The 23,356-nt window shown below is 71.8% G+C and carries 13 protein-coding genes; 12 read left to right on the plus strand and 1 reads right to left on the minus strand.

Annotated elements, in window-relative coordinates; translation table 11 throughout:
* Positions 1-10 precede the first annotated feature (10 nt).
* From ACGFIM_RS21850 to ACGFIM_RS21880, 7 genes are all read left to right on the plus strand, one after another.
* Positions 11-1,315 carry an ABC transporter substrate-binding protein gene (locus ACGFIM_RS21850; RefSeq protein WP_393202938.1) on the plus strand — a complete coding sequence of 435 codons (1,305 nt, stop codon included), beginning with the start codon at positions 11-13 and terminating at the stop codon, positions 1,313-1,315.
* Positions 1,316-2,197: a carbohydrate ABC transporter permease gene (locus ACGFIM_RS21855; RefSeq protein WP_393202940.1), complete on the plus strand. Its 882-nt coding sequence runs from the start codon at positions 1,316-1,318 to the stop codon at positions 2,195-2,197.
* Positions 2,194-3,015 (plus strand): carbohydrate ABC transporter permease, encoded by an 822-nt coding sequence (locus ACGFIM_RS21860; RefSeq protein WP_393202942.1) that lies wholly within the window; start codon positions 2,194-2,196, stop codon positions 3,013-3,015. The genes ACGFIM_RS21855 and ACGFIM_RS21860 overlap by 4 nt, the downstream gene beginning before the upstream one ends.
* A 13-nt stretch (positions 3,016-3,028) precedes the next feature.
* Complete coding sequence (locus ACGFIM_RS21865; protein ID WP_393202944.1) at positions 3,029-5,908, plus strand: glycoside hydrolase family 3 C-terminal domain-containing protein; 2,880 nt, start codon at positions 3,029-3,031, stop codon at positions 5,906-5,908.
* Positions 5,909-5,981: 73 nt separating this feature from the next.
* A complete protein-coding gene (locus ACGFIM_RS21870) occupies positions 5,982-6,470 on the plus strand; it encodes a hypothetical protein (protein ID WP_393202946.1) in 489 nt (162 codons plus the stop codon).
* Between the two features lie 169 nt (positions 6,471-6,639).
* Complete coding sequence (locus ACGFIM_RS21875) at positions 6,640-9,306, plus strand: cellulose binding domain-containing protein (protein ID WP_393202948.1); 2,667 nt, start codon at positions 6,640-6,642, stop codon at positions 9,304-9,306.
* 592 nt (positions 9,307-9,898) lie between these two features.
* Positions 9,899-10,351: a hypothetical protein gene (locus ACGFIM_RS21880; RefSeq protein WP_393202949.1), complete on the plus strand. Its 453-nt coding sequence runs from the start codon at positions 9,899-9,901 to the stop codon at positions 10,349-10,351.
* On the opposite strand, the gene ACGFIM_RS21885 is transcribed toward ACGFIM_RS21880, so the two are convergent.
* The gene (locus tag ACGFIM_RS21885; protein ID WP_393202951.1) at positions 10,352-13,192 is read right to left on the minus strand and encodes an AAA family ATPase; all 2,841 of its coding nucleotides are present in this window, start codon (positions 13,190-13,192) and stop codon (positions 10,352-10,354) included.
* Between the two features lie 473 nt (positions 13,193-13,665).
* Here ACGFIM_RS21885 and ACGFIM_RS21890 point away from each other — a divergent pair, with 473 nt between their 5' ends.
* The 5 genes from ACGFIM_RS21890 to ACGFIM_RS21910 are packed head-to-tail and all read left to right on the plus strand — an operon-like array spanning position 13,666 to position 23,204.
* The gene (locus tag ACGFIM_RS21890; protein WP_393202953.1) at positions 13,666-15,798 is read left to right on the plus strand and encodes a TOMM precursor leader peptide-binding protein; all 2,133 of its coding nucleotides are present in this window, start codon (positions 13,666-13,668) and stop codon (positions 15,796-15,798) included.
* 53 nt (positions 15,799-15,851) lie between these two features.
* On the plus strand, positions 15,852-17,177 hold the full coding sequence (locus ACGFIM_RS21895) for a SagB family peptide dehydrogenase (RefSeq protein ID WP_393202956.1): 1,326 nt from the start codon (positions 15,852-15,854) through the stop codon (positions 17,175-17,177).
* A 4-nt stretch (positions 17,178-17,181) separates the two neighbouring features.
* Positions 17,182-18,006 carry an HlyD family efflux transporter periplasmic adaptor subunit gene (locus ACGFIM_RS21900; RefSeq protein ID WP_393202959.1) on the plus strand — a complete coding sequence of 275 codons (825 nt, stop codon included), beginning with the start codon at positions 17,182-17,184 and terminating at the stop codon, positions 18,004-18,006.
* A 9-nt stretch (positions 18,007-18,015) separates the two neighbouring features.
* A complete protein-coding gene (locus tag ACGFIM_RS21905; protein WP_393202962.1) occupies positions 18,016-20,274 on the plus strand; it encodes an NHLP family bacteriocin export ABC transporter peptidase/permease/ATPase subunit in 2,259 nt (752 codons plus the stop codon).
* Positions 20,271-23,204 (plus strand): NHLP bacteriocin export ABC transporter permease/ATPase subunit, encoded by a 2,934-nt coding sequence (locus tag ACGFIM_RS21910; RefSeq protein ID WP_393202965.1) that lies wholly within the window; start codon positions 20,271-20,273, stop codon positions 23,202-23,204. Before ACGFIM_RS21905 ends, ACGFIM_RS21910 begins: the two co-directional genes overlap by 4 nt.
* Positions 23,205-23,356: the final 152 nt, after the last annotated feature.

Below are 23,356 nucleotides of genomic sequence, written 5' to 3' on the forward strand. Positions count from 1 at the left end.
TGGAGGGATCATGCTCAGATCACGAGGCGCGGCGATGCTGGCCGCCGCCGTGCTCGCCCTGTCGGCCTGCGGTTCAGGAGGCTCGGGCAGCCCCGACCCGAGCGGCACCGAGCCGCGCGTGTTCAAGCTCTGGCACTACGAGAGCGCCGAGAGCGCCATGGGCAAGGCGTGGGCGGAGGCGATCAGGAAGTTCGAGGCGTCGCACCCGAACGTCAAGGTCGAGTTCGAGGAGAAGAGCTTCGAGCAGATCCAGAAGACGGCGAGCATGGTGCTCAACTCGGACGAGGCGCCCGACCTCATGGAGTACAACAAGGGCAACGCCACGTCCGGTCTGCTGTCGAAGCAGGGCCTGCTGACCGACCTCACCGAGGAGGCCACCAAGCGCGGCTGGGACAAGCTGCTGCCCGGCGGCCTGCAGACCACCGCCAAGTACGACGAGCGCGGTGTGATGGGCTCCGGCAAGTGGTACGGCGTGCCCAACTACGGCGAGTTCGTGATGGTCTACTACAACAAGGACCTCTTCGCCAAGCACAAGGTCGAGGTCCCGACCACGTTCGAGGAGTTCACCGCCGCGCTGGACACGTTCGTCAAGGCCGGGGTGACCCCGATCGCGAACGCCGGCGCCGAGTACCCGGCCCAGCAGATCGTCTACCAGCTCGCGCTGAGCAAGGCGCAGAAGCCCTGGATGGAGGCGTACCAGCTCTACACGGGCAAGGTCGACTTCCACGGGCCGGAGTTCACCTACGGCGCGGAGACGTTCGCCGACTGGGTGAAGAAGGGCTACATCGCCAAGAACTCGGCCGGCCTGAAGGCCGAGGACATGGGCGTGGCGTTCATGAAGGGCGAGTTCCCGATGGTCATCAGCGGAAGCTGGTGGTACGGCCGCTTCGCCTCCGAGATCAAGGACTTCGAGTGGGGCCACTTCCTGTTCCCCGGCTCGACCATGGCCCCGGGCTCCAGCGGCAACCTCTGGGTGGTGCCTGAGAACTCCGAGAACAAGGACCTGGCCTACGACTTCATCGACATCACGATGAGCAAGGAGATCCAGAACCTGCTCGGCAACTCCGGAGGCGTGCCCGTGGCCGCCGACCCGGCCGCCATCACCGACGAGAAGAGCAAGGAGCTGATCGAGACCTTCAACACGCTCACCGCCGCCGACGGGCTGGCCTTCTACCCCGACTGGCCCGCGCCCGGCTACTACGACGTGCTGGTGGCCGGGGTCCAGAACCTCATCAACGGCAGCAAGACCCCTGCCGAGGTGCTGGACGAGATCGCCGGGCCGTACGAGGACAACCTCGCCGACCTGGGCAACTAGATGAGCGCACGCACACGCGCGAGCTCCGGCAGACGGGGGTACTGGCTCTACCTGGTGCCCAGCCTGCTGCTGTTCACCGCCGTCATCGTCGTGCCGTTCGTGATGAACGTGGCGGCGAGCTTCACCCGCTGGTCGGGGGTCGGCAAACCGCGCTGGATCGGGCTCGACAACTACACGCGGCTGCTGTCCGACGAGCGGTTCTGGGAGTCGTTCCAGCACAATGTGGCCCTGATCGTGGCCATGGCGATCGTGCCGACCGCGATCGGGCTCGTGCTGGCCGCCGCCCTGTTCGACTACATCGGCAAGCGGTTCGGCACGCGCACGGCCGCCGCGCTGCGCGCGATGTACTATCTGCCGCAGGTGCTGCCGGTCGCGGTGGCGGGCGTGGTGTGGGGCTGGATGCTGCACCCCTCGTACGGCGCCGTCAACCAGATCTTCGGCCTGGACCTCGACTGGCTCGGCGACCCCGACCTCGCGCTCGCGACGGTGATGGGGGTCATGGTCTGGTTCCAGCTCGGCTATCCCGTGGTCATCTTCATGGCCGGGCTGCAGCGGGTGGACCCGTCCTACTACGAGGCCGCCGAGATCGACGGGGCCTCGTGGTGGCGCAGGTTCTGGCACATCACGCTGCCGCAGATCCGGCCGGAGATCTTCGTGGTGCTGCTGACCTGCACGATCGCGGCGCTGAAGGTGTTCGGGCCGATCTTCGTGCTGACCCGCGGCGGGCCCGGCAACGCGACGATGGTGCCGTCGTACTTCTCGTATCTGAACTTCTTCCAGAAGAGCAACGTCGGCTACGGCTCGGCGATCGCCACGGTGCTCGCGCTGATCATCGTCGTGGTGACGTTCCTCTTCCTGCGGGTGCAGGAGCGTGAGTCATGAGGGGCCCGGGACGCTGGGCGGTGCTGGCCGCGCTCGCCGTGCTGGCCGTGGTGATGATCTTCCCGTTCGTCATCGTGGCCATGAACGCGATCAAGTCGCCCGCCGAGTACAGCTCGCACGGGCCGCTGAGCCTGCCCGACGGGCTCTACCTCCAGGGCATCGTGGACTTCTGGAACCGGGTGCAGTTCGGTACCAAGCTCTGGAACAGCTTCCTGATCAGCGCGTCCGTGGCGGTGCTCGCGGTCGCGCTGTCGGTGCTCAACGCGTACGCGCTGGGCATCGGCAGGGTCAAGGGCCGGCTGTGGATCCTCGTGCTGTTCCTGGTGGCCAACACGCTGCCGCAGGAGTCGCTGGCCTACCCGCTCTACTATCTCGCCAAGGCGGCCGGCCTGTACGACACGCAGCTCGCGGTGATCATCGTGATGACCGCGATCCAGGCGGCGTTCGGCACGTACCTGCTGAGCGCGGTGCTCGGCCAGTTCCCGAAGGAGATCCTGGAGGCGGCGGCGATCGACGGCGCGGGGCGGCTGCGCGCGCTGGTCAGGATCGTGGTGCCGATCAGCCGGCCCACGATCAACGTGCTGCTGATCTTCTTCTTCATCTGGACCTGGAACGAGTTCTTCCTCCCGCTCATCCTGCTCATCTCGAACGACACCCAGACCGTGCCGGTGGCGCTCGGCGTCCTGCAGGGCGAGCGGTACATGGACGCCACCATGTCGAGCGCGTCCGCGCTGCTCGGCGTGCTGCCCGCGGTCGTGTTCTTCCTGATCTTCCAGCGCACGCTGACCCGAGGTGTGACGGTCGGCGCCATCAAGTGATGGAGACCCCATAATGCGAAAAGTCCCGTTATCGGCCGCGGTCGCGCTGGCCGCGTCCCTGCTGGCCGCACCCGCGCAGGCCGCCGAGACCCACCCCTTCCAGAACCCGGCGCTCCCGCTGGAACAGCGGGTCTCCGACCTGCTCGGCCGGCTCACGCTGGATGAGAAGCTGAGCCTGCTGCACCAGTCGCAGCCCGCGATCCCCAGGCTCGGCATCGGCTACCACAAGAACGGCACCGAGGCCCTGCACGGCGTCGCCTGGTCCAACCACCGCGACGACGGCTGGAGCCAGAAGTTCGCAAGCGGCACGGTCTTCCCGCAGCCCGTCGGGCTGGCCAGCACCTGGGACCCCGAGCTGGTCGAGCGGATCGGCTCGGCGGTCGGCGACGAGGTGCGCGGTTACAACGCCACCGACCCCGTGCTGTGGGGCCTGCAGGTGTGGGCGCCGGTGGCAGACCTGCTGCGCGACCCCCGGGCGGGACGCAACGAGGAGGGCTACTCCGAGGACCCGCTGCTGACCGGGGCCATGGCCACCGCGTACGGCAAGGGCCTGCAGGGCGACGACCCCTTCTACCTCAAGACCGCGCCCGTGCTGAAGCACTACCTGGCCTACAACAACGAGACCGACCGCAGCCTCACCTCCTCCAACCTGACGCCCAAGCTCAAGCACGAGTACTACGAGCAGGCGTTCAAGGCGCCGATCGCGGCCGACGCGGCGACCGGGGTGATGGCGTCGTACAACCTGGTCAACGGGCGGCCCGACCACGTCAACCCCGACCTGGACACGGTCGTGCGGTCGTGGACCGGCAAGACGCTCTACAACGTCAGCGACGCCTGGGGGCCGCACGCGCTCACCGACCTGGAGCGCTACTACGACGACAAGCCCGAGGCGTTCGCGGCGGTGCTCAAGGCCGGGCTGGACGGCTTCACCATCGACGACGGCGACGGCGGGCCGCTGGTCACCCACCTGAAGGCGGCGCTCGACCAGGGCCACATCACCGAGGCCGACGTGGACAGGGCCGTGTCGCGGGTGCTGTCGATCAGGACCAGGCTCGGGCACTTCGACCCGGACGGCGGGCCGTACAGCGGGATCGGCGCCGAGGTGATCGACAGCGCCGCGCACCGGCGGCTGAACCGCGAGGCCGCGGGCAAGGCGGCGGTGCTGCTGAAGAACTCCGGCGTGCTGCCGCTGTCCGCGCCGAAGTCCGCGGCCGTGGTCGGGCCGCTGGCGGGCAGGCTCTACCGCGACTGGTACTCGGGGCGGCTGCCGTACCAGGTGACGCCGCTCGACGGGATCAAGGAGCGGGTGCCCGAGGTGACGACCGGCGAGGGCCTGGAACGGATCGCGCTCAGGCACGTGGAGTCCGGCAAGTACCTCACCGCCACCGGCACCGGACCCGACGACAACGCCGCGCTCATCGACACCACGCCCACGGCGGCCTCCCAGTGGGACCTCACCGACTGGACCGGCGGCGTCTCCACGCTGCGCAACGCGGGCAACGGCCGGCTGCTCGGTGGCGACTGGCGCTCGCTCGACACCGACGACACCGAGCCGGACGGCTGGTACGTCTCGCAGCAGTTCGCCCTGGAGCGGCAGCAGGACGGCTCCTACCTCATCCGGTACGCCGGTTACGAGACCGTGGAGAGCTGGTTCGGGCTGCCCGACGCGTACGTGGGCGTCACCGCCGATGGCGCGCTCGGCCTGGTGCCCAAGGCGCAGGCCGCGACGTTCGCCAAGGAGGTCGTCTCCGACGGCATCGCCGAGGCCGCCGCGCAGGCCAGGAAGGCGCAGGTCGCGGTGGTCGTGGTGGGCAGCCACCCGTTCGTGGCCGGGCGCGAGTTCCACGACCGCGACACGCTGCGGCTCGGCGAGGGCCAGCGGCGGCTCATCGAGGCCGTGCGCAGGGCCAACCCGAAGACCGTGGTCGTGCTGGAAACGAGCTACCCGGTCATCGTGGACGCGCCGACGCTGCTGTGGACCACGCACGCGGGCGCCGAGACCGGGCACGCGATCGCCGACGTGCTCTTCGGCGACGTCAACCCGGGCGGCCGGCTCACCCAGACCTGGCCGGCCTCCGACGACCTGCCGGACCTGCTGGACTACGACCTGGTCAAGACCGGCATGACGTACCTGTACGGCAAGGAGAAGCCGCTGTACGCCTTCGGGCACGGCCTCAGCTACACCACCTTCGGCTACCAGGGCCTGCGCGTGCAGGGGGAGCAGGTGAGCGTCCGGGTGACCAACACCGGCAAGGTCACCGGCGACGAGGTCGTCCAGCTCTACACCCACCAGCGCGACTCCCGCTTCGCGCAGCCGGTCAAGCAGTTGCGCGGCTTTCAGCGGGTGACGCTGAAGCCGGGCGAGAGCCGCACGGTGACGTTCCGGCTGAAGAGGTCCGACCTCGCGGTGTGGGACCACACCAGGAACAGATGGGTCGTCGAGAACGCCACCCATGACGTGCTCGTCGGCTCCGCGTCCGACCGGATCCGCCGGTCCACGACGCTGCGGGTCCCGGGCGAGACCGTCCCCGTGCGCGATCTGGCGAAGCCGACCAGGGCGATGGACTTCGACGACTACCGGGGCGTCGCGTTCGCCGACGAGAGCAAGGTGAGCGGCGAGGTCGTCGAGGGTTCGGCGGGCGACTGGGTGGCCTTCACCCGGGCCTCCTGGGGCGGGCGGCTGACGGCGTCGGTGGCCTCGGCGGGTGGCGGCTCGTTCGAGGTGCGGCGCGGCTCGCCGAAGGGTGCGCTGCTGGCGACCGTCGAGGTGCCGGCGACGGGCGGGATCTACGCCTACGGCACCGCGACCGCGACCGTGCGGCCCGGTAAGGGCGATCTCTATCTGGTGTTCAAGGGAGACCTGCGGATCAAGGACTTCGCCGTCGCACGCTGAGAAAAGATGTGACGTCATTGGATAGTTGTGGTATCTATTATGAGTAGATAGCACGACTATCCAAGGAGTTCTCATGACCGTGATCGTTCTCGTGGTCGCCACGCTCGTGTTCCGGGCGCTCGGCGCGCTGGGCGTGCGCAGGTTCGGCACATGGCGGGAGAGCGCGGCGCATGGGCTCGCGGTCATGCTCGTCATGACGGCGAGCGCGCACTTCGTCCCGGAAAGCGTGACCGTCATGCCCAACTACGGGGACATGGTGGCGATGGTGCCGCCGTTCGTGCCGTTCCCGGGGTTCATGGTGTACCTGACCGGGGTGCTGGAGCTGGCCGGCGCCGCCGGGCTGGTGCTCGCGCGCTTCCGCAGGCCCGCGGGGATCTGCCTGGCGCTGCTCTTCGTCGTCCTGCTGCCCGCGAACATCCACGCCGCCATCGCCGGCACCTCGATCGCCTCGCCGCTGATCGAGCGGATCCCCGAGCAGGCGCTCTACATCGCCATCGCGCTGTGGGCGGCGCTCGGGACGCGCTCGGAACGCCCTGTGGCCGGCGTTTCCGTTGCTCATTAATTCGTCGAGCGTCCAAACTATTGACCGTCGCCGCGCCCGTGTGTGAGCCTTCTTGTGAAGCTCATGCGCGAAGGCGCGGCGACGGTCAGGGTCTCGCATTCTGCTCGTGCATGGCGGTCATCCACGCCCTCTGGCGCGCCTGTGGCGTGCCTGGAAAGGAAAGCCGCGCATGCGAAAAAGGCTGCTTGCCGTGCTCACGGCCGCCGCCGTCCTCCTCGTGACGGCCATCGTGCGGATGACGCCGGTCGCGGCCGTCGCCTCCGACCCGTACGCGTTCAAGAACGTGCGGATCGACGGCGGCGGCTTCGTCCCCGGCATCATCTTCAACCCGTCCGAACGCGACCTCATCTACGCCCGCACCGACATCGGCGGCGCGTACCGGTGGGACCAGTCCACCAAGTCCTGGACCCCGCTGCTCGACTGGGTCGGCTGGGACAGGTGGGGCTACAACGGCGTGATCAGCCTGGCCACCGACCCCGTGGAGACCAACCGCGTGTACGCCGCCGTCGGCATGCACACCAACGACTGGGACCCGGGCAACGGGGCCATCCTGCGCTCCACCGACAAGGGCGACACCTGGCAGGTCACGCCGCTGCCGTTCAAGCTGGGCGGCAACATGCCCGGCCGCGGCATGGGCGAGGCGCTGGCCGTCGACCCCAACGACAACCGCGTGCTGTACCTCGGCGCGCCCAACGGCAACGGCCTGTGGCGCAGCACCGACTACGGCGCCACCTGGTCGCAGGTGACGAGCTTCCCCAACCCCGGCGACTACGCCCAGGACCCCAGCGACCCCACCGGCTACCTCAGCCACCGCCCCGGCGTCGTCTGGGTCACCTACGACCCACGCTCCTCCGGCAAGGGCAGCCCCACCCAGACCATCTACGTCGGCGTCGCCGACAAGGACGACACCATCTACCGCACCACCGACGGCGGCGCCACCTGGTCGCGCGTGCCCGGCCGGCCCACCGGCTACATCGCGCACAAGGGCGTGCTCGACACCGAGAACGGCTACCTCTACATCGCCACCAGCGACACCGGCGGGCCGTACGACGGGGGCAAGGGCGACGTGTGGCGCTACGACACCGAGACCGGCGCCTGGACCCAGATCAGCCCCGTGCCGTCCGCCGGCTCCGACGCCTACTTCGGCTACAGCGGCCTGACCATCGACAGGCAGCACCCCGAGACGATCATGGTGGCCACGCAGATCTCCTGGTGGCCGGACGTCATCTTCTTCCGCTCCACCGACTCCGGCGAGACCTGGACCCGCGTGTGGGACTGGACCTCCTACCCCGACCGGTCGTTCCGCTACACCATGGACATCAGCGAGAACCCGTGGCTCACCTTCGGCACCGACCCGGAGCCGCCCGAGGTCACGCCCAAGCTCGGCTGGATGACCGAGTCGCTGGAGATCGACCCGTTCGACTCCGACCGGATGATGTACGGCACCGGCGCCACCATCTACGGCACCGAGAACCTCACGCAGTGGGACGCCGGCGGCACGTTCACGATCAAACCCATGGCCCGCGGCCTCGAGGAGACCGCCGTGCTCGACCTGATCAGCCCGCCCAGTGGCGCGCCGCTGATCAGCGGCCTCGGCGACATCGCCGGCTTCCGCCACACCGACCTGGACGCGGTGCCGTCCATGATGTTCACCCAGCCCACCTTCACCTCCACGACCAGCCTCGACTACGCCGAGCAGGCGCCGTCCATCATGGTGCGCGCCGGTGACTTCACCGACTCCGACCGCCCGAACGACAGCCACGTGGCCTTCTCCACCGACGGCGGCGCCACCTGGTTCCAGGGCACCGAGCCCGGCGGCGTCAACGAGGGCGGCACGGTCGCCGCGGCGGCCGACGGCTCCCGCTTCGTGTGGGCGCCCAAGGGCGTGACGCCCGTCTACTCCGTCGGGTTCGGCACCGCCTGGCAGACCGCCTCCGGCCTGCCCACCGACGCCATCGTGGAGTCTGACCGGGTCAACGCGATGACGTTCTACGGCCTCAGCGGCGGCCGCTTCTACCGCAGCACCGACGGCGGAGCCACCTTCGCCGCCACCGCCGCGACCGGGCTGCCCGCCGGCGGCAAGTTCAAGGCCGTGCCCGGCCGCGAAGGCGACGTGTGGGTGGCCGGCGATGGCGGCATCTGGCACTCGACCGACGGCGGCTCCTCGTTCACCCGGCTCTCCGGCATCACCGACGCCGTGAACGTGGGCTTCGGCAAGGCGGCGCCGGGTGCGAACTACCCGGCCGTCTTCGCCGTCGCCACCATCGACGGCGTCACCGGCCTGTACCGTTCGGACGACGGCGGGTCGAGCTGGCTGCGCATCAACGACGACGAGCACCAGTGGGGCAACATGGGCGAGGCGCTGACCGGTGACCCGCGCGTGTACGGCCGTGTCTACCTCGGCACCAACGGGCGCGGGATCATCTACGGCGACCGTACGGGGCCGCCGATCACCGTGACCCCGACCGAGGTCCCCACCGGGGACCCGACCGGGGAGCCGACCGGGGAGCCGACCGAGACACCGGGCCCCGGCGACGGCGGGTGCACGGCCACGTACCAGGCGGGCGACTCCTGGCCCGGCGGCTTCCAGGCCGGCGTCACCGTCGAGAACACCGGCGACGCCGCGATCACCGGCTGGACGGTGACCTGGGCCTGGCCCGGCGACCAGCAGATCACCACCCTGTGGGGCGGCACCCACACCCAGACCGGCCAGGACGTCACGGTCACGAACGCCTCCTACAACGGCGCTCTGACGGCCGGCGCGACCACCACCTTCGGCTTCAACGCCACCGGCCCCACCACCCCACCCACCACCCTGACCTGCGCCCCCTCGTAACGCCCACACATGCCACCCCACCCGATGGGGTGCCGAGCCCCGCACCCGCCCGGATGGGACCGCCCCGGATCTGTTCGGGGGGCGGCCTGTGTCCGTTCGGGTGGGGGCGCCTCGGGTCTGCTTGGGGGGCGGCCTGTGTCCGTCCGGGCGGGGGCGCCCCGGGTCCGTGGATGCGTCCCGGCGGCCTCGCAAGGACCGGCTCCACCGTCTCGCAGCCACCACCCACCGTTTCCCTAGGTGTCCCTCCTGCCAGGCTGATGTCCTTTTCGGGGTTGGGGCGAAGGACCTCGGCCCGTGGGGGCGCGTCAGCCCCTTCACTTCCCGAGGGACCTCAAGCCCGGCTGGAGGGGTGTGTCCGGGCGGTGGGTGTGGGGTTACGGCCTTCTTCTTGGTTCCGCGCGGGGGATGCCTGCGGCCGGGCGGTCCGTCAGCGGTGGACGGTCCGCATCTCGATGGGGCTCAGCCGGCTGGTCCTCAGGGGCGTCAGCCTCCGAGGGGGCCTCAGTCCCTCCAACCCCCTCAGGGGAGCTCGGCCCCGAAAGGATGCCGCGCCCGGGGAGGGACGGGCGGGAGGGTGGGTAGCTGCGGGGGCATGCACACACTCGTCAAGGGACTGATCGCCGGCGCGGCCGGCACCTGCGCGCTCAACATCGTCACGTACCTCGACATGCTCGTCAGGGCGAGACCGGCGAGCGGCACGCCGAAGGAGACGGCGAGCAGGCTGGCCGAGGCGGCGGGGCTGAGCCTGGGCGGCGATGAGGAGCGGGCGGGCAACCGCGAGGAGGCGATCGGCGCGCTCCTCGGGTACGCCACCGGCGCGGGCGTGGCCGTCTGCTACGGGCTGCTGGCCGGGCGGCGGCGGCCGCCGTGCCCGGCCGGGGTGGCGGCGCTGGCGGCGCTGGCCATGCTCGGCTCCAACGGCCCGATGACCGTCCTGGGCGTCACCGACCCGCGCAAGTGGTCGGCGGCCGACTGGATCTCCGACGTGGTGCCGCACGCGGCGTACGGGGTCGTCGCGTACGCCGCGTACGAGCTGATGCGCTGATCAGAGGTCTTCCAGCAGCCCGGCGGGCACCGGCTCGTCGGGTGGCGGTTCGTCGTGGTCGTCGGCGAGACCGGTGAGGATGACGGCCAGCTCGGCACGGGTGTGGATGCCGAGCTTGCGGTAGATCCGCGCCAGGTGGGTGTCGACGGTGCGTTTGCTGATCGACAGGGTGGCGGCCACTTCCATGTTGCTCATGCCGCGCAGGACCAGGTCGGTGACGCGGCGTTCGCCGACGGTCAGCGGGTGGCCGTTGCGCCCGCCGGCGGCGGGGGAGGACCGGCGCGGCGCGGTGGCGGCCCGGTGCTTGTCGGCGAGCGCGGCCAGGCGCTGTGCGCCGCAGTCGTTGGCCAGCCGCAGCGCCATGGCGAGCGTTTCGTGCGCCTTGCCGGAGTCGCCCGCCTGGCGCTGGGCGATGCCGAGGCGGACCATCGCTCTGGCCTGTTCGAGCCGGGCGCCCCGGTCGGCCAGCAGGTCCACCGCTTCGTGCAGCATGTCGAGCCGGGTGCTGCCCTCGTGGGCGACGCTGCCCGCGCTCAGCGCGCGGGCGATCGTGGTGGGCGCGCCCCATGCCCGTGCCAGCTCCAGCTCCCGTTCGGCCATCATGCGGGCGGCCGAGCGCTCGCCGGACAGGGCGTAGGCGAGGATCGCGTGGGGGCCCCAGGGCACGCAGGCCGGGTTGGTGATGCCGGCGGCGGTCAGGCGGCGCCCGCACTCCAGCAGGGTCAGCAGCCCGTCGCGGGGCCGCCCGTGCGACAGGTGCACGCGTCCGAGCGCGTCCAGGACGTGACCGGAGATGAGCGGGTGCCAGTCGCCGTACGCCCTGACCGTGCGCAGCGCGGACTCGGCGGCCTCCAGCTCGCCCCGCTCGAGCAGGATGCGGGCCGCGCAGGCGGTGGCGGCGGCGTGGAAGCCTTCGGCTTCGACCTCGCGGGCGCTGGCGATCGCGTCGTTGGCGTCGCGCAGCGCCGCGTCCAGGCGGCCGAGCTGGTAGCGCACCTCGGCCCTGGTGGACAGCGTCAGCGCCAGCCGGGTGGTCGAGCCGGTGTCCCTGGTCTCGGTGACGAGCCGTTCCGCCCAGTAGGAGGCCTCGTCGAGGCGGTCGCCCCAGACGAGCGGCAGCACGACGGTGACCGGCACCGTGCCCTGGCCGTCCAGGCAGCGGCGGGTCTGGGCGAGCATGCGCGGCAGGTTGCGGCCGCGTACGCCGGTGGCCAGCGCGAGGATGCTGAGGAACTGCCGGGCGGCGGGCGTGAGCAGGGTGCCGAACGAGCGGCTGAGCCGCCGCACCCCGATCCGCCCCGCGGAGCGGCCCCACATCAGCGCCTGGGCGGCGAACAGCAGGGCCAGGTCGGCGCTCGCGAGGTGCGGCGTGGCCGCCGCCGTGGCCGCGGCCTCGGCCATGACCTCGCCCGCTTCGACGGAGTTGGCGCTGACCAGGATGTCGGCGAACGGCGTCATCGACATCAGCGCCTGCGGTGCCCGCTTGACCCGGCCGTAGACGGTGCGCAGGTGGCGCAGGCAGGCGGGCAGGTTGTGGTGCATCTCGACCGCGCCCAGCTCGGCGGTGACCTCCAGCACCGTCTCGCGGTCGTCGGTCTCGGCCAGCGCGCGGTGCAGGTAGCCGGTGGCGTCCTGCCATAAGTGCTCGTTGCCGGCCTCGCCCGCGGCCTCGCGCAGCACGGTCACGGTCTGCGGGTCGCCGGTGGGGCCCGCCGACATCAGGTGCCGGGCCGAGCTGCGCAGCGGCCGGCCGAGCCGGTGCAGCAGCGCGGCGGTACGGCGGTGCAGCTCGTCGCGCTCTGCCGGGTCCATGCCGGCCAGCACGGTCTGCTGGATGCCGGGATGCGCGAACCTGTCGGGTGGCGCGCCGGTGACCAGGCCGAGCCGCCGTAATCGTGCCGCGGCCACCCGTGCGGAGTCCTGGCCCTGGCCGGCCAGCATGGCGGCGATCTCCAGGCCGTCGTCAGGCGCCACGACGGCGAGGCTGCGTAACAGCGCGACGCAGTCGGCGTCGGCGGCGGAGTCGCTGTCGGTCAGCCAGCCGAGCACGGTCTGCGTCATCGCCGCCGCGCCCGTGTCCAGCACCTGGGGCAGCTCGTCGCGGGTGGCGGGCACGCCGGTCCTGGCCAGCCTGGCGGCGAGCTCGTGCAGCAGCGCGGGGTTGCCCTGGGTGAGCTGGTGGCAGGCGTGCGCGACCTCGGCCTCGACCTGTTGCTCGGCGGTGCCGAGCTGGCCGGCGAGCAGCCGCCGCGCGGCGAGGTGGGTCAGCGGGGCGGGCCGCAGCAGCCGCATGTACGGCAGCGCCGCCAGGTCCCTGGCCAGGTCGTTTCCGCCGGGTTCGCCGGGCTCGTCGCTGGTCAGGATCATCGCGATGGGCAGGCCGTCGAGCCGCCTGGCGATGTAGGAGCACCACTCGGCGGACTGCTGGTCGGCGTGGTGCACGTCGTCGACGGCGATGATCAGCGGCTGGTCGCCGGTGAAGTCGCGGGTGGCGCGGTAGAGCCCGTGCAGCACGTCGGGGGTGACGGGGTCGTCCGCGCGGTTCTGGTCGAGCCGCAGGCCGGTGGGCGGGGCGCGGCCCGGCGACATGAGCGGCTCGAAGAGCTGGCGTACGACCCCGAAGGGGTGCTCGCGCTCGGCCGGGTGGCCGCGGGCCATGAGCAGCAGCGCGCCCGTCTCCGACAGGGCGGACAGCGCCGCGTTGAGCAGCGTGGTCTTGCCGATCCCGCGCGGGCCCTGGATCAGCAGGACCGACGGGTTGGCGGATCGGATCCTGGACAGAGCTTCGCGCACTGCGGCGAGTTCGGTGTCACGGTGTAGCAGCGTCTGTCCCGAAGACATTGCTACTCCCCAAGCCTTGGCCCCCTGGACTGTCATAGGGATCATCCCGCCAAGGACAGGTCCGCTGTCAATAGTTGACCGACAAATCGGACAATTGTGACAAGGTCTGGTCAGTTCTCGAGTCCTCCTCGGCTCCCGGCCGGCATGCGCATTCCCGGCGGCTCACATACGTATTTCACCGCATTGTGCAGTCAAATGCGTACGCCGGAATTACGTCTTTACACCGCGGCGAGCCCGATGCGACTCTGCGATCAACCGCCGGCACCGTTCGACGGCGGCACCGACGAAAACCCAAAACGGGGAGGGCCATGGACCGCCCACGTCTCAAAGCGCATTTCACTTCGCAGTTACTCGACGGGTCGACGGTCTTTCTCCTGGCCGAGGGCCAGCATTATCGGGTGACCGCCGAGGGGGCCGGAAAAGTCCTGCCTTACCTGGACGGACGGCATACGGTCGCGGAGATCGCCGCATCCTTGAGCGACGAACTGCCGCTCATGCAGACGCTCATGGCCATTCGCAAGTTCGCCGCCTACGGCGTGCTCGCCGACGGCCGGCCCGATTGGCCGGAGCACACCCTCGCCTTTTGGGACGCGCAGGGAATCGACCCGGTGCGCGCGCGGTCGGCGCTGGAGAGCACCGAAATCGTCGTCGTCGCCGCCGAGGGCGCCGACCCCGGGCCGATCGGCGCCGCGCTGGGCGAGCACGGGCTGCACACGCGTACGAGGAGCGTCGAGGAGGAGGCCGCGGGCCCCGCGGGCACCATGGCGGTCGTCGTCACCGGCGACTACCTCGACCCCGCGCTCGACCGGCTCAACGCCGCCTACCTCGCCGCCGGGCACCCGTGGGCGCTGATCAAGCCGGACGGCGTCACCCTGTGGATCGGCCCGGTGCTGCGGCCGGGGCGGACCGCGTGCTGGGCCTGCCTGGCGCAGCGGCTGGCCGGCAACCGGCAGGTCGAGCGCTACCTGGCGGGCAAACGCGGCGGCGGCGTGCCGTACCACCCGGTGCGCGAGTCCGTGCCGGCCGGCCCCTCGGTGGCGGGCGGGCTGCTGGCGGTGGAGCTCGCCAAGATCGCCGCCCGCCGCGACGACCCCTCGGCCGCCGCGTCCCGGCTCGACGGCAAGATGACCACCATCGACCTGCGCACCCTGGGCGTGACCGAGCACACCGTCATCCGGCTGCCGCAGTGCCCGGCCTGCGGCGACCCCACGCTGATCAGCGAGCGCAGCCCCAAGGTGACGCTCTCGGCCCGCGACGCCAGGCACGTCACCGACGGCGGCTACCGGATCGAGCCGCCCGCGCGTACGTACGCACGGCTCGAAAAGCACATCAGCCCGCTCATCGGCGCGGTGACCAGGCTGCACACGTTCGCCGACGAGGACAACGGCGTCACCTACAGCTTCACCGCGGGACACAACTTCGCCATGATCGGCGACAACATGGACCTGCTGCGCCGCAACCTGCGCGGGCAGAGCGGCGGCAAGGGCCGCACCGAGGTCCAGGCCAAGGTGAGCGCCCTGTGCGAGGCCATCGAGCGCTACTCGGGCGTGTGGCGCGGCGAGGAGCCGGTGACCGAGGCCGCCTACGCCGACCTCGACCCGGCCGTGGCCGTGCACCCGGAGAGCCTGCTGCACTTCTCCGACCGCCAGTACGCCATCCGCGAGGAGTGGAACAAGGACCCCGCGCACCGCCTGCACCTGGTGCCCGAGCGCTTCCGCACCGACCTGCCGGTGGACTGGTCGTCGGCCTGGTCGCTGACCGAGGAACGGGAGCGGCTGGTGCCCTCGGGCTACGCCTGGTACGGCCACCCCGACCTGGAGCGGCACTTCTACTGCGTGGGCGACTCCAACGGCAACGCCTCGGGCAACTCCGTCGAGGAGGCCATCCTGCAGGGCTTCTGCGAGCTGGTGGAGCGGGACGCGGTGGCGCTGTGGTGGTACAACCGGGCCCGGCGGCCGGCCTTCGACCTCGACTCGCTGCACGACCCGTACGTCGACACCGTGCGCGAGTTCTACCAGGGCATGGATCGCGACATCTGGCTGCTCGACATCACCACCGACCTCGGCATCCCGGCGTTCGTGGGGGTGTCGTACCGCAAGAACCACCCGGTCGAGGACGTCATCGTCGGCTTCGGCGCGCACCTCGACCCGCGCATCGCCGCCATCAGGACGCTGACCGAGGTCAACCAGTTCCTGCCTTCGGTGGAGCGGCGCGACGAGCAGGGCAACACGCTCTACCTGGACGACGACGTCGCCACGCTCGCCTGGTGGAAGGAGACGAAGCTGGCCGAGCAGCAGTGGCTGGTGCCCGACCCCGCACAGCGGGCGCGCACGCTCGCCGACTACCCGCCGTCGGGCGGCGAGGACCTGGCGGCCGACGTCGAGACGTGCGTGGAGCGGGCCGCCGCGGCGGGCCTGGAGGTCATCGTGCTCGACCAGAGCCGGCCCGACCTGGAGCTGAGCGTCGTCCGCGTGATCGCGCCCGGCATGCGGCACTTCTGGCGGCGGCTCGGCCCCGGCCGCCTGTACGACGTGCCGGTCGAGCTCGGCTGGATCCCGAAACCCCTCGCGGAGGACGAGCTCAACCCCGTCAGCGTCTTCTTCTGACAGCTCCTCGGACCGGCCACGAGACGCCGCAGTGAACGAGGGAGGAACCCGGCGTGACTGAGACGAAACGGCGACTGCGCCGCGACGCGACGCTCGCCGAGTCGGACGGCGAGGTGCGCATCTCCTCGCCGGCCGGCTCACTGGACCTGCGGAACCTGCCCGAGCAGACGGTGGCCGCGCTCCGCGTGCTCGCGGCGGGCGAGGCGACGGACGCGACGCTCGCGGCGACGGTGGGCGAGGCCGGGCTGCTGCGCTGGAACCTGCTGCTACGCCGCCTGGCGATGGGCGGCATGCTGGAGTACGTCACGCCGCACGCCAGGCTGCGGCCCGTGGGCGCCGGCCCCGTCGAGCCCGCCGGTGCGCCCGCCCCCGGCGAAAGGATCAAGCTGTCCCGCTTCGCCGTGATCACGGCGGAGGACGGCGTGCTGTGCGTGCGCGGCCCGCGCAGCCCCGCCGTGGCCGAGCTGGAGCCCGCCGCCGCCGGCGTGCTGGGCGCGCTGTCCGGCTGGACCACCCCGGACCGGGTGGGCGACCGCGAGCTGCTGCGCTTCCTGGCCGCCGCCGGCGCGCTGACCGCCGAAGACGAGGACGGCGAGCTGGAGCTGGCCCAGTGGCACCCGCGGGACCTGTGGCTGCACGCCCACAGCAGGGGACCGCGGATCACCGACAGGTACGGCGGCTCCTACCCGTTCAAGGATCGCTTCGAGCCCCTGCCCGCCGCCCCGGCCCCCTTCGGCGGCAAGCGGGTCGAGCTGGCCGCCCCCGACATGGACGAGCCGGGCTCCGGCCTGTACGAGACGCTGGAGCGCCGCCGCTCGATACGCGAGCACGACGACGGCGCGCCCATCACCCTCGACCAGCTCGGCGAGCTGCTCTACCGGTCGATGCGGCGCCGCGCGGCCTTCCCCTCGCCGGACGGCCAGGAGCTGGCCGACCGTCCCTACCCCTCCGGCGGCTCGGTGCACGAGCTGGAGGTCTATCCGCTCGCCGTCTCCTGCCGCGGTCTCGACCCGGGGCTGTGGCACTACGACACCGCGGGCCACGCCCTGGAGCTGGTGGCCGAGCCGGGGCCGGCGGTGCGGGTGCTGGTGGAGCGGGCCAAGGCGGCGGCGCAGCTCGAACAGGACCCGCAGGTGCTGCTCATCGTCACCGCCCGCTTCGGCCGGGTCATGTGGAAGTACGAGACCATCGCCTACCCGCTGGTGCTCAAGCACGTGGGCGTGCTCTACCAGACGATCTACCTGGTCGGCACCGCCATGAACCTGGCCGTGTGCGGGCTCGGCGGGGGCGACGCCGGCGACTTCGCGCGCGCCAGCGGCCTCGGCTACCTGAGCGAGGGCAGCGTCGGCGAGCTGGTGATCGGCAGCAGGCGGGGATAGCGAGATGAAGTTCCGGTTCAAGGCGCTGCAGCGGATGCGCGAACCCGACGAGCTCGACTCGCCGACGCTGCTGGCCTCGCCGCGCGGATGGATCGCCACGTTCGTGGTGCTCATCATCGTGGCGGCGGCGGGCGTCTGGTTCTTCGTGGGGCGGCTGCCGGTGACGGTGTCCGCCTCGGGCGTGCTCACCCGTCCCGCGGGCACCGCGCGGCTGCAGAGCCCGTACGGCGGGACGGTCCGCTCGATGCTGGTCCGTCCCGACGACGCGGTGCGGCGGGGCCAGGAGGTCGCGGTGATCACCGTGGACGGCGGGACGGGCCGGGTGAGCGAGCGGGTCGTGCGCAGCCCGTTCACCGGGCGGGTGGTCGCCTTCAACGCGGTGGACGGCCACGTGGTCGCGCCGGGCGAGGAGCTGCTGCTCATCGAGCGCACGGACGCGCCCGACGACCGGCTGGTGGCGATGCTGTTCGTGCCGGTGGACCGCGCGATGGGCGTGGTGCCCGGCCGGCCCGTCGACCTGTCGGTGTCGTCGGCGCCGCCGGGCGCGTTCGGGCTGCTGCGCGGGCGGGTCCACTCCGTCAGCGCGTACCCGGTGATGCTGGAGCAGGCGGCCGACCTGGTGGGCGGCGTTGAGGCGGCGCGCGGCTACCTCAAGGGCGCGCCCGCCCGGCTCGTCATCGTCGATCTGGAGCGCGACCCGAGCACGCCGTCCGGCTACGCCTGGTCCACCAAGGACGGGCCGCCGGTGCCCCTGCAGTCGCAGGTGTCGGTGGCAGGAGCGATCGTCCTGGGCAGCCAGACCATGTTCGACCTGCTGCTCGGGCGCTGAGGGGGAGATGTGACGACCACGAGCGCTCCCGCACAGGCCAGGCCGCCGGCCGCCCCGCGCGCGCCGCGGCCGCGTCCGGCCAGGCGGTGGCGGTGGCGGCGGCGCACGCCGACCGTGATCCAGATGGAGGCGGTGGAGTGCGGGGCCGCCTCGCTGGCGATGATCCTCGGCTACTACGGCAAGTTCGTCCCGCTGGAAGAGCTCCGCGCGGCCTGCGGCGTCTCCCGCGACGGCGCCAAGGCCTCCAGCGTGATCGCCGCCGCCCGCCGGTACGGGCTCATCGCCAGGGGCTTTCAGATGGAGGCCGAGGACCTGCGCACGCTGACCGGCCCGGCCATCGTGTTCTGGGCCTTCCAGCACTTCATGGTCCTGGAGGGCGTGCGCAGCCGGTTCGGCAGGAAGGCCGTGGCGGTCAACGACCCCGCCAACGGCCCCCGCATGATCGATTGGGACGACTTCGACTCGGGCTTCACCGGCGTCGTGCTCACCTTCGAGCCCGGCCCCGACTTCCGGCCGGGCGGCCGGCCTACCAGGGTCGGGCAGGCGCTGCTCGCCCGCCGCATGCCGTCGGGGCGGGCGCTGCCGCTGGTGCTGCTGGCCAGCCTGCTGCTGGTCGTGCCCGGCATCATCGGGCCCGCCTTCAGCCGGGTCTTCATCGACCGGGTGCTGAGCGGGCGCGACCCCGGCTACCTGGTGCCGCTGCTGTTCGGCGTGGGGGTCACGGCGGTGGCGGTGTTCGTGCTGACCTCGGTGCAGCGGCACTATCTGCTGCGCATGGAGATCCGGCTCGGGCTGGTCAGCTCGGCCCGCTTCTTCCGGCACCTGCTGCGGCTGCCCGTGGAGTTCTACCTCCAGCGCCGCCCCGCCGAGGTCGCCAAGCGCGTGCAGGCCAACGACACCGTCGCCGAGATCCTCTCCCGCGACCTCGCCATCACCGTCGTCAACCTCGTCCTGGTGCTCTTCTACGGCATCGTGCTGATCCGCTACGACCTGCTGCTCGGCCTGGTCGGAGTGGGCATGGCGATGGTCAACATCCTGGTGCTGCGCCAGGTGTCCAGGGCGCGCACGGACGCGGTGGCCGCGCTCCGCGCCGACCTCGGCAACCTGACCTCCACCACGTTCAACACCCTGCAGCTCATCGAGACCGTCAAGGCCACCGGCGCCGAGCCCGCCGCCTTCCAGCGCTGGTCGGGCTTCCTGGCCAAGGCGGTCACCGCCAAGCAGCGGCTCGGCGTCACCACCGCCATGCTCACCGTCGTGCCGCCGCTGCTCGCCGGCGTCAACAGCGGGCTCATCCTGCTGATCGGCGGGCTGCGCGTGGTGGACGGCGTGATCAGCGTCGGCATGCTGGTGGCCTTCCAGACGCTGCTCAGCTCGCTGTCCAGGCCCGTCACGCAGCTCACCAACCTGGGCGGGCAGCTCCAGGACATCTCCGCCGACGTCTGCCGGCTCTACGACGTCGAGAAGTACCCCGTGGCCAAGGTCTTCGAGCGCCGCGCGCCCGTACGGCAGCGCGCCGAGGGCCGGCTGGACGGGCGGCTGGAGTTCGACCGGGTCACCTTCAGCTACAGCGCGACGGCCGAGCCCGTCATCAAGGACCTGTCGTTCACGCTCGTGCCGGGGCGCAGGCTCGCGATCGTCGGCAACTCCGGCAGCGGCAAGTCGACGGCGGGCAAGCTCGCCGCCGGCCTGTACGTGCCCACGTCGGGGCGGGTGCTGCTCGACGGGCTGCCCCGGGAGGAGCTGCCCAGGGAGGTGGTGGCGGCGTCGGTCGCGTACGTGGACCAGGACATCATGCTGTTCGAGGGCACCGTGCGCGACAACCTCACGCTGTGGAGCGACGACCTGCCCGACGAGGTGGTGGTCTCCGCGCTGCGCGACGCCGCGCTGTTCGACCTCATCGCCACCAGGCCGGGCGGTCTCAACAGCGGCGTGCTGGAGGGCGGGCGCAACTTCAGCGGCGGCCAGCGGCAGCGCCTGGAGCTCGCCAGGGCGCTGTCCATCAGGCCGACCCTGCTGATACTCGACGAGGCGACCAGCGCGCTCGACCCGGAGACCGAGCGGGTCATCGCCGACAACCTGCGCAGGCGCGGCTGCGGCTGCCTGATCATCGCCCACCGGCTGTCCACCGTGCGCGACGCCGACGAGATCATCGTGCTCGACCGCGGCGAGGTGGTCGAGCGCGGCCGGCACGCCGAGCTGCTGGCGCTGGACGGCCACTACGCCGAGCTGCTGAGAAGCTCGCGCAGGAACGGGGAGGGAACGTGACGACCGCGGCGCTCCCGGCGTTCTCGCCGTTCTTCACCGACGCGGCCACGCCGGTCGACTACTCCGCAGGCAACCTGTTCGTCATGTCGGGCGTGCGCGAGGTGCTGCTGGTCGAGCGGGGCGAGGTGGACCTGTTCGCGGTGCGACTGGAGAACGGGCGCCCCGTCGGCCGCTGGAACTACCTGTGCCGGGTCCGCGAGGGCACGCTGCTGCCCGGCGCGCCGCGCGGCCCCCGGCACGGCATCGTCGGACGCCCGGTGCTCGGCTCGCGCGTCTCCCGCGTGCCGCTGGCCAAGCTGCGCGAGCTGGCCGGCGCCGGGCGCTCGGCCACCATGTCCACCGCCGGCTACGGGCTGGCCGTCAAGCAGCTCGTCCGCGGCGTCGAGGCCGGCATGGTGTCGCTGGCCACCGCCCTGCGCGACGGGCTGCCGCCGCGCGAGTTCGTCCCGCTGGCCTCCGACGCGGTCACCGAGCTGGGCGCCGGCCGCGCCGCGAGGTCCGTGGACGGCGTGCAGTGGCTCACCGTCGAAGAGGGCGCGGTCGAGATGCCCGACGGCGTGGCCGGCGTGCTGACGGCGGGCGCCGAGCTGGCGGTCACCGAGCGGGACTGGGTGGTCGCCACCGCCCCCGCCAAGCTGCGGGCCAGGTCCACCTGGCAGCTCCTGGCCGACGAGACGCTGTGGAGCCGCTGGGTCGAGCACGCCATCCGCTTCCTGTACACCGTGGACCGCCGCGTCGAGCGGCAGCGCACCCACGAGCTGCGCTCGCTCGAACGCAGGAAGGAGCGCGAGTCGGGCGTCGCCGTGGCGGCCCGGCGCGCCTTCGACACCCTCGTCCGCGACACCGAGGCGAGGGTGCGCCTGGCCGACGTCACCTCCGACCCGCCGATGCTGGCCGCCGCCCGGCTGGTGGCCTCGCACGGCGGTTTCGGCGTCGTCGCGCCCCCGCCGGGCGGCGCCAGGGACGTCGACTCGCTGCAGGCCATCGCCCTGGCCTCAGGCGTGCGTACGCGCTCGGTCCGGCTGGACGACGGCTGGTGGAAGCGGGACATCGGCCCCATGGTCGGCTACCTGCGCGAGGACGGCACCCCCGTGGCGCTGCTGCCGATCGGCTCCCGCTACGTGCTCGCCCAGCCGGGCCAGAGCCGGGTCACGCCCGTCACCAGGGCGGTGGCGGCCACCCTGGCCAACAAGGCCGACGTGCTGTACGAGCCGCTGCCGCCCGACGTCCGCACGGTCGCCGGGCTGCTGCGCTTCGGGTTCGCGCGCAACGGCCGCGACCTGTTCGTGCTCGCCTCGCTCGGCACGCTCGTGGCCGTCATCGGGCTGCTCGTGCCCGCGATGACCGGGCTGGTGCTGGGCACGTTCGTGGCGCGCGCCGAGCGCGACCTCATCGTGCAGGGCGCGGCGCTGGTGATCGGCGGCGCCTTCGTGGCGGCCGCGCTGTCGATCGTGCAGAACGTGGCCGCGCTGCGCATCGAGGGCCGCGCCTCCGCACGCGTGCAGGCGGGCGCGTGGACGCGGCTGCTGTCGTTGCCCGTCACGTTCTTCGGCCGCTACTCCACCGGCGAGCTGGGCACGACCGTGCTCGGCGTGAGCGCGGCGCAGGAGATGCTCTCGGGCGTGATGACGACGGCCACGCTGGGGCTGTTCGGCGGCCTGGCCAACCTCGTCCTCGTCTACGTCTACGACGTCCGGCTGGCGCTGCTCGCGACCCTGCTGGTGCTGATCGGCATCCTGGTGTGCGCGGTCGCCGGGTTCTTCGAGGTGCGCCTCCAGCGCCGCCTGTACGAGCAGGAGCAGCGGCTGTCGTCCCGGGTGTTCCAGCTGCTGTCGGCGGTGCCCAAGCTGCGCGTGGCCGCCGCCGAGGACCAGGCGTTCTCGGTGTGGACCCGCGACTTCATGAAGGCCAGGGCCACCTCGGCCAAGGCCAGGCGGCTGCAGAACCTGGTGACCACCTTCAACGCGGGGTTCCCGCTCGTCTGCTCGTTCGTGATCTTCGCGGTGGCGGCGGGGCCGCTGGGCGGGGAGCTGCCGATCGCCGCGTTCCTCGCCTTCTTCACCGCGTTCAACCTGCTCATCGCCTCGGTGCTGCAGTTCACCGGCGCGGCCATCACCGCCATGAGCATCGTGCCGATGATCGAGAAGCTGGCGCCCGTGCTGGAGGTCGAGCCCGAGGACCACGCGGGCAAGGCCGACCCGGGCGAGCTGTCCGGCCGCATCACGATGTCCAAGGTGTCCTTCCGCTACGGCGCCGACGGCCCCAGGGCGCTCATCGACGTGGACCTGTCGATCGAGCCCGGCGAGTTCGTCGCGATCGTCGGCCCGACGGGCAGCGGCAAGTCCACGATCCTGCGCCTGCTGCTCGGCTTCGAGCAGCCGGACTCGGGCAGCGTCATGTACGACGGCCAGGACCTGGCCGAGCTGGACCTCGGCGCGGTGCGCCGGCAGTGCGGGGTGGTGCTGCAGAACGGTGCGCTGCTCGCCGGCGACATCAAGCAGAACATCGTCGGCAGCACCGGACACACCATCGACGACGCCTGGGAGGCCGCCGCGATGGCCGGCATCGACGGCGACATCTCGGCCATGCCGATGGGCATGCACACCGTGCTCTCCGAAGGCACCCACACGCTCTCGGGCGGGCAGCGGCAGCGCATCATGATCGCCAGGGCGCTGGTCTCGCGCCCGCGCATCGTCTTCTTCGACGAGGCCACCAGCGCGCTCGACAACCCCGCGCAGAACGTCATCGCCGAGAGCACCCGCAGGCTCAACGCCACCCGCGTGGTCATCGCCCACCGGCTGTCCACGATCAGGGACGCCGACAAGATCCTCGTGCTCGACGGCGGCCGCGTGGTCCAGCAGGGCACCTACGACGAGCTGCTGGCCGATGAGCAGGGACTGTTCGCGCGGCTGGCGCGGCGGCAGATCTGAGCGCGGCGCCGGCCCTCCGCGCCGGCGCGCTCCCGGCCGGCGCGCTCCCGGCTCGACCGCGCTCCCGGCTCGACCGTGTTTCCGGCCGGCGCGTTCCCGGCTCGACCGCGTTCCCGGCTCGACCGCGTTCCCGGCCCGACGGCGTTCCGCGC

The organism is Nonomuraea sp. NPDC049309 (assembly GCF_043196965.1).
GTDB classification, from domain to species: Bacteria; Actinomycetota; Actinomycetes; order Streptosporangiales; family Streptosporangiaceae; genus Nonomuraea; species Nonomuraea fastidiosa.

Coding starts and splice junctions, on each gene's coding strand:
- ACGFIM_RS21865 (WP_393202944.1), top strand. CDS start 3,029: ATGCGAAAAGTCCCGTTATCGGCCGCGGTCGCGCTGGCCGCGTCCCTG.
- ACGFIM_RS21860 (WP_393202942.1), top strand. CDS start 2,194: ATGAGGGGCCCGGGACGCTGGGCGGTGCTGGCCGCGCTCGCCGTGCTG.
- ACGFIM_RS21850 (WP_393202938.1), top strand. CDS start 11: ATGCTCAGATCACGAGGCGCGGCGATGCTGGCCGCCGCCGTGCTCGCC.
- ACGFIM_RS21855 (WP_393202940.1), top strand. CDS start 1,316: ATGAGCGCACGCACACGCGCGAGCTCCGGCAGACGGGGGTACTGGCTC.
- ACGFIM_RS21875 (WP_393202948.1), top strand. CDS start 6,640: ATGCGAAAAAGGCTGCTTGCCGTGCTCACGGCCGCCGCCGTCCTCCTC.
- ACGFIM_RS21880 (WP_393202949.1), top strand. CDS start 9,899: ATGCACACACTCGTCAAGGGACTGATCGCCGGCGCGGCCGGCACCTGC.
- ACGFIM_RS21870 (WP_393202946.1), top strand. CDS start 5,982: ATGACCGTGATCGTTCTCGTGGTCGCCACGCTCGTGTTCCGGGCGCTC.
- ACGFIM_RS21885 (WP_393202951.1), bottom strand. CDS start 13,192: ATGTCTTCGGGACAGACGCTGCTACACCGTGACACCGAACTCGCCGCA.
- ACGFIM_RS21900 (WP_393202959.1), top strand. CDS start 17,182: ATGAAGTTCCGGTTCAAGGCGCTGCAGCGGATGCGCGAACCCGACGAG.